This window comes from Armatimonas sp. (assembly GCF_043760365.1).
Taxonomy (GTDB): Bacteria; Armatimonadota; Armatimonadia; order Armatimonadales; family Armatimonadaceae; genus Armatimonas.
The window spans coordinates 1-4,700 of record NZ_JAYUPA010000462.1; the positions used below are offsets into that span (position 1 = coordinate 1).

4 protein-coding genes and 1 pseudogene are annotated in these 4,700 nt (G+C 60.4%); 2 read left to right on the plus strand and 3 right to left on the minus strand.

Annotated elements, in window-relative coordinates; all coding sequences use genetic code 11:
* Together ACH2EH_RS10880 and ACH2EH_RS10885 are read left to right on the plus strand one after the other, a co-directional pair.
* Positions 1 to 1,479: helicase-related protein (locus tag ACH2EH_RS10880; RefSeq protein WP_395141575.1), on the plus strand; the 1,479-nt coding region annotated here is incomplete at its 5' end.
* A 17-nt stretch (positions 1,480 to 1,496) separates the two neighbouring features.
* Positions 1,497 to 2,150 (plus strand): DedA family protein, encoded by a 654-nt coding sequence (locus tag ACH2EH_RS10885; protein WP_395141577.1) that lies wholly within the window; start codon positions 1,497 to 1,499, stop codon positions 2,148 to 2,150.
* On the opposite strand, the gene ACH2EH_RS10890 is transcribed toward ACH2EH_RS10885, so the two are convergent.
* From ACH2EH_RS10890 to ACH2EH_RS10900, 3 genes and pseudogenes are all read right to left on the minus strand, one after another.
* Positions 2,077 to 2,967 (minus strand): WD40 repeat domain-containing protein, encoded by an 891-nt coding sequence (locus tag ACH2EH_RS10890; protein WP_395141579.1) that lies wholly within the window; start codon positions 2,965 to 2,967, stop codon positions 2,077 to 2,079. The genes ACH2EH_RS10885 and ACH2EH_RS10890 overlap by 74 nt on opposite strands.
* Positions 2,964 to 4,253 carry a DUF1501 domain-containing protein gene (locus ACH2EH_RS10895; RefSeq protein ID WP_395141581.1) on the minus strand — a complete coding sequence of 430 codons (1,290 nt, stop codon included), beginning with the start codon at positions 4,251 to 4,253 and terminating at the stop codon, positions 2,964 to 2,966. The genes ACH2EH_RS10890 and ACH2EH_RS10895 overlap by 4 nt, the downstream gene beginning before the upstream one ends.
* Positions 4,243 to 4,700 (minus strand): annotated as a pseudogene (locus tag ACH2EH_RS10900) (hypothetical protein); the annotation flags it as partial. The gene ACH2EH_RS10895 and the pseudogene ACH2EH_RS10900, both read right to left, overlap by 11 nt.

The window sequence follows — 4,700 nt, forward strand, 5'->3', positions numbered from 1 at the left end:
TTCCGCCCCGACTATCTCAAGCTCGCCGATGCGGCAAAGCGCTACGGAGCCGAGCGCGTGCTGGCGCTCACGGCCACCGCGACGCCGCAAGTGGTCAAAGATATTCACGAGGCGTTTGGCATCACCCCCGACGATGGTATTGTCACGGGGTTCTACCGCCCGAACTTAGAGCTGGCGACAAGCCCCGTTACGGCCACAGAGCGCGATGGTGTGCTCTTGCGCATCCTCAAGCAGCGCGCCCCAGGTCCGTCTATTGTCTATGTCACACTCCAGAAAACGGCTGAGCGCCTCGCCGAAATGCTCAGTGAGAGTGGGCTGCCCGCAGAAGCGTATCACGCGGGAATGGAAAGTGAAGAGCGAAGCGCCGTTCAGGAGCGCTGGATGGCATCGGATCGTGGAATTGTAGTGGCGACCATTGCGTTTGGCATGGGCATTGACAAGAGCAACGTCCGCTATGTGTATCATTACAACCTGCCCAAATCGCTGGAGAGCTACAGTCAAGAGATTGGCAGAGCGGGTCGCGACGGCGCAAACTCCGTCTGCCACATTCTAGCCTGCCTCGACGATGTCCCGACGCTGGAGAACTTTGTCTACGGCGACACGCCCACAAGAACCGCACTTTTTTCGCTTCTCTCTGACTTGCTCTCACGCGGCCCGGAGTTCGATGTGGCGCTCTACGATCTCAGTACCCGTCACGACATTCGCCAGCTTGTGCTCAAGACGATCCTGACCTACTTAGAACTCAACGGGGTTCTCCGACAGGGCACGCCGTTCTACGCCGCCTACGAGTTCCGTCCGCTTCCCAATCAGAACGCGGTTAGTATCGCTGCCGCGTTTCCTGAAGGGCACCGCAAGCTCATCACCGATGTTTTTCTCACTGCAAAACACGGACGGCTCTGGTACAAGCTCAACCCAGATGAGGCCGCAGAATCCCTAGCCGTGGAGCGGGGGCGCATTGTTCGCGTGCTGGAAGTGTTAGAAGAGCGTGGGCATATTGAGCTGCGCACTGCCGATGTGCGCCAGCGCTTCTTTCGGCTCAACCCCACCGACGATACCGAAGCCCTCACCGACGAGCTGAACGCGCGCTTTGTGCTACGCGAGAAAAATGAGCTGGTGCGGCTCGCGAAAGTGGTGAAGCTCATCGGGCTGGGAAGCTGCCAGACCAACGCACTCACCGCCTACTTTGGCGAGCGCCGTGCCACACCCTGTGGTCACTGTTCGTTCTGCCTCACCGGCGAAGCCCAGCGCCTCCCGGAGCCGACACCGCCCCGGCAAATCCCAACCGCACTCGCAACCGATGCCCAATCCCTGCGCACCACCTACCCCGATGCCCTCGGCGAAGATCGGCAGCTTGCCCGCTTTCTCTGTGGCATCACTAGCCCCGCCGTCTCCAAGGCACGTTTAGGCCGCCATAAGTGCTTCGGTATCCTGGAAGACCACCCCTTCCGTTCCGTTCTGGAGTGGCTCACAGAAGGCTAGGGTATACTGACCGCGTTATGGCCCAGCTTTATGAAATTCTCCGACACTTTCCCGAATGGCTCGATAAGACCATCTTGCAGTACGGAACTCTGACCTACGCGATTCTCTTTGCGATTGTTTTTGTCGAAACCGGAGTCGTCATTTTCCCATTTCTCCCCGGCGACTCCTTGCTCTTCACCGTGGGAGCGGTTGCCGCGCGGCCCAGTGCGCCTCTGAGCATTAGCCTGGTCTATCCGCTTTTTCTGGTGGCAGCATTTCTCGGAGATAACTGCAACTACTGGCTTGGGAAGAAGTTTGGACGCGCACTCTTTAACAACCCCAACTCAAAGCTCTTCAAAAAAGAGAATCTCTCTAAAACGGAGGCGTTCTTTGCCAAGTACGGCCCCAAGGCCATCATCATGGCACGCTTTGTTCCTATCGTGCGAACATTCTCGCCCTTTGTGGCAGGCATGGGCAATATGCCCTACTCGCGCTTCCTGATGTACTCCGTCATTGGTGCCGTCGCCTGGGTAGGAATCTGCGTGACGGCAGGCTACTTCTTTGGCAATATCGCCTTCGTGAAGAAGAATTTCGAGCTTGTGGTTCTGGCAATTATCGTCAGTTCGGTGCTGCCGATGTTTTGGGAGTACCGCCAGCACCGGAGGCAGGCGAAGGCCGAGGAGCGCCGGTAAGCGCGTCCCAGCGGCGGACAGCTCCCGCAGAGTCGCCCGTGGCGAGCGTCTTGCCATCGGGGGAAAGTGCAAGGCGCAGAAGCCAGCCGATACTGGCTTTCCACTGCGCTAAAACATGGTCACTGTCGGCCTCAATAACACGAACAATCCCCTCTTCACCGCCTGTGTAGAGCCGTGTACTCCCGGGGGAGAAGGCAACACTGAGTACCCCGCCCTCAAAGCCTCGGACAATCCGAATTAGCCGCCCGATCCCAGGTTGCCAGAGGCGGACGGTTTTATCCGCACTTGCCGTGACGCAGCGGGGGGAGTTGGGCTGAAGCACGATCGCGTAGATGCGATCCGTGTGCAGGCTCAGCGTGCGCTTGAGTTTGCCCGTCGCCGCATCAAAGACACGCAGCGAGCCGTCGCTGCAAGCGGTGAAAACATCGGCTCCGTCGGCGGAGAAGGCGACATCCAGCACAAGCCCGGCGTGGCCTTCAAGCTTCTGCACTCCACAGTGCGCCGTGCCATCGTGGCTGGCTGTGGCGAGCGTCTTACCGTCTGGGGAAAAGGCAAGGCCGACGATAAGATCCGTGTGTAACTTGCGCGTCTCTCGTCGCTTTCCTGAGGGCCAGTTCAGCAGACAGACTGTACCACTCTCTCCGGGCACTCCGCCGCCCACTGCGAGTGTTGTTCCAGCCGGTGCAAATGCCAGCGCATGCACTTGCGCCAAGGGAACGGTGAGCTTTGCCCCCCCAACCGTGATTTCGCCGTACCCACCCCAGACCAGCACCTTGCCATCGGGAGCAAATTGCAGGGCAGCAATCGGGGCTCTCATACGAGCTCTTTGAGCATTGCGCCATCGGTGATAAGCCGCAGAGGGCGACCATCGGGGTGGCGGTACTCCGTTGCGGGATCTATCCCGAGAAGCGTGAGAATACTGGCCGAGAGATCTTCGGGACGAACGGGGCGCTCGATAGGCGACTCGCCGCTGGCATCGGTCTTTCCAATCACCTGCCCACCGCGCACGCCGCCGCCCGCCAGGCAGGCAAACCCTGCGCGGGGCCAGTGATCCCGCCCGCCCAGTGCATTGAGCTTGGGTGTCCGGCCAAACTCGCCCAGTAGAACAACCAGCGTGTTTTCGAGCAGGCCGCGCTCCGAAAGATCCGTGAGCAGCGCGGCGTAGGCCCGGTCCAGTGCAGGAAGCTTGCCGCTGCCTGGAAAAAGTGCGTCGGGGAGGGTCTTGGCGATATTCTGATGTGTGTCCCAGCCGCTGTCCACCACGGTAACAAAACGTGTGCCCGCCTCCACCAGCCGCCGCGCCGTCAGGCAGGCAGTGCCGAGCTTACTTCGCCCGTAGCGCTCGTGCAAGCTTGCGGGTTCACGCGAGAGATCGAAGGCGGCTTTGGCCTCCGGTGAAGCCAGCAGACGGTACGCTTGCTCGTAGGCGGCGTCACGACTTTGGGTCGCGGCGCTGGTCTCGACGGCAATGGAGAAGTGATCCAGTTGCTCTAAAATCGCCCGCCGCTCACCAAGACGCTCCAGTGTCAGGCTCTCGGGCAGAGCCAGATCTCGGGCTTGGGCGGGGTCTCTGCCCACCGCGAACGGGCCAAATGCCCCTGAAAGATAGCCCGCCCCAAGTGCGGGAGTCGCTTCGGGAAGTACCACATACGGCGGCAGGGCGGCACGATTTCCTCGCTCTTTAGCGACAATGCTCCCAAGGCTCGGATAGGCCAGCGCGGGGTTGGGCCGGTGGCCGGTGAGAAGAAAATGGCTGCCCGTATCGTGATTACCAAGCTCGTGGGTGAGCGAGCGGATCAGTGCAACTTTATCGAGCACTTGCGCGGTACGTGGCAGGTGCTCCGAGAGTGCAATCCCTGGAATGCAGGTAGAAATTGCTGAAAACGGCCCCCGCACCTCGCTGGGAGCATCGGGCTTGGGATCGAACGTGTCTAGGTGTGAAGGGCCACCGTCCAGCCAGATCAAGATACAGGACTTACCCGTCGGCGCGGCACGGGACCGCAGAGCATCCCCAAGGGTTAGGCCAAGCGCACTGAGCGCCCCCACCGTCAAAAGCTCACGACGGCTCACTCCATCACAGCGCAGGATTTGTCTAGTGCGCATAGGAAAACTCCCGTGTGTTGACCAATGCCCAGAGCAAGTCCTCCGTGGCTTTCAGGCGATTCTTTTTTAGTAGTGCTTCTGCGTAGGCACGCTCCGAACCGATCGGGAAACGAGAGAGCACGCGCAGATACAATTCCTCAACAAGTGCCGCATCAGTCGTAGACAAAGTGAGAAGCTTCTGCGCTCCTTCCTGCACCAGCTTCTCCAGCGGTGTCCCAGCGAGTAAGTGCAGCGCGACAGAGAGGCCGCCCGCCTCGAATGTGGGCATGCAGTCCGCTTCTCTGCGGCAGCGCCCCAGAATGTCCAGTGTCTCCGAGGGCACATCGGGATCTGCCAGCGCGATGGCACGCCCCGAAAACCCGAGTGAGCCCCCCGTCGCCGATGCCAGCGCATCGGCGAGAACCTGCGCCCGAAGCGGCTTGAGCAGGGCCCGCGAGAAAAGCTTCT

What these genes read in the sequence shown, in the direction of transcription:
- ACH2EH_RS10885 (WP_395141577.1), top strand. Translation starts at nt 1,497, where the DNA reads ATGGCCCAGCTTTATGAAATTCTCCGACACTTTCCCGAATGGCTCGAT.
- ACH2EH_RS10890 (WP_395141579.1), bottom strand. Translation starts at nt 2,967, where the DNA reads ATGAGAGCCCCGATTGCTGCCCTGCAATTTGCTCCCGATGGCAAGGTG.
- ACH2EH_RS10895 (WP_395141581.1), bottom strand. Translation starts at nt 4,253, where the DNA reads ATGCGCACTAGACAAATCCTGCGCTGTGATGGAGTGAGCCGTCGTGAG.